This is a genomic window from Endozoicomonas sp. SESOKO4 (genome assembly GCF_024606275.1).
In genome coordinates this window covers 1-1,909 of sequence record NZ_JAHHPS010000252.1, presented here as the reverse complement: position 1 = coordinate 1,909, position 1,909 = coordinate 1, and the positions used below count along the sequence as shown (strand labels likewise).

Annotated in this window: 1 protein-coding gene; it reads left to right on the top strand. The window is 46.1% G+C overall.

From position 1 onward, the window contains the following. Window positions 1–1,772 (top strand): WD40 repeat domain-containing protein (locus KDK16_RS04545; RefSeq protein ID WP_257274888.1); only part of this gene is annotated, 1,772 nt, incomplete at its 5' end. Window positions 1,773–1,909: the final 137 nt, after the last annotated feature.

Sequence of the window (1,909 nt, the reverse complement as noted above, 5' to 3'; positions counted from 1 at the left end):
CGGATCAAGCTCGATCAGAAAGAACCAGTGGTACCGCTATGGGCAGGAACGTCATGGTACGTGACAAGAAAAAGCTTTCATTATTGCTCGATTTACCAGTGGAGATACAATCCAAAATTTATTCCTATTTGCAGGCCCATGATATTACCGGTTTAACACGGGCAAATTCATACCTTAACAACATACTCATAAATGATACTTCAATAGCAAGGGCGTGGTATCGCCGGTTTTCTCCATCACATCAGGCTCTTTTAAAGACAATCGTTACTACAAAAGATAAAGATCAACTCAAGGGTTGGTTGAGGCGCTTTACCGGGGATGAGGCATTAATCAAGTCAATCATAGATCGCCAACCGAGTATTTATTTTCCTGCACTGTACCTTTCCACTGTCACTAAATTGATGTCTGAATGTAAAAAATTCAAATTAGAGACAAAAGCCATCCTCCCCGGTAATGGCAGGGCGAACTCAGCTATCTTCAGCCCCGATGGCCGCCATGTGATGACCGCAATTGACAATAAAACGGTAAAAATATACAGCCAGAAGGACGATGGATCATGGGAAGCAAAAGCCACTATCGCCCATGAAGAAGTGGTCAAAAGGTACTCCTTCAGCCCCGATAGCCGCCATATGGTGACCCACAGTTACGATGGCATGGCAAAAATTTATGGCCAGAAGGACGATGGGTTATGGGTAGAAAAAGCCACTATTTCCCATCGCGGCTGTGTCGACTCAGCCACCTTCAGCGCCGATGGCCTCCATGTGCTGACAGGAAGCAGAGATGGCAAGGCAAAAATTTATGGACAAAAGGACGATGGGTCATGGGTAGAAAAAGCCACTATTTCCCATGACAACGAAGTCAACTCAGCCAGGTTCAGCGCCGATCGTCGCTGTGTGGTGACCGCCAGTAATGATGGCAGGGCGAAAATTTATGGCCAGAAGGACGATGGGTCATGGGAAGAAAAAGCCATCATTCACCACGATGATAAAGTCATATCAGCCACCTTCAGCCCCGATAGTCGTCACCTGGTGACCCTCAGTGCCGATCACAATGTGAAAATTTATAGCAAGAAGGACGATGGGTCATGGGTAGAAAAAACCAGTACTTACCACGACTGTATCTTATCAGCCACACTTAGTGCCGATGGTCACTATTTAGTGACCGCTGGTAAAGATCACAAGGTGAAAATCCATGGCCTGGGGGCCGATGGTTCAAGGGAAGAAAAAGCCACCATTTCCCATGATAAAAAGATCAACTCAGTGACATTCAGCGCCGACAACCGCCATTTGATGACCTCCAGTGACGATGGCAGTGCGATAATCTACGGTCTTAAAGACGATGGGTCATGGAAAGAAAAAGCGATCATTCGCCATAAGGATCGTGTCTATTCAGCCACCTTCAGCCCCAATAACTGCCATCTGATCACCCGCAGTGAAGATAACACTGTAAAAATCTACAGCCAGGAAGACAATGGATCCTGGATAGAAAAAACCACCATTTCCCATAAAGATTGGGTCCGCTCAGCCACATTCAGCGTCGATGGCCGCCATGTGGTCACTGCCAGTCATGATGGCAAGGCGAAAGTTTATGGCCAACAGAGCGATGGATCATGGGTAGAAAAAGCCAGCATTTCCCATAATGGTTCGATCGGATCAGCCTCCTTCAGCAGCGATGGCCAAGTGATGACTATCCGTTGCGATGACAAGGTGCAAATCACTGAACTAAGAATGAATAGTTTCACTGACATCAATGTTATGAACTTTCATACTTAAACCGACTCTAAGCCACAGAATCAATTTCGAATATCCCTGTCAACCGGCGAAAACAACAACTTTTAAGAAACGAACTATGGACTGCATAAATAACCATTCCGGCCTTGGTGATCCACTCTCATCAACACCCGATCAAT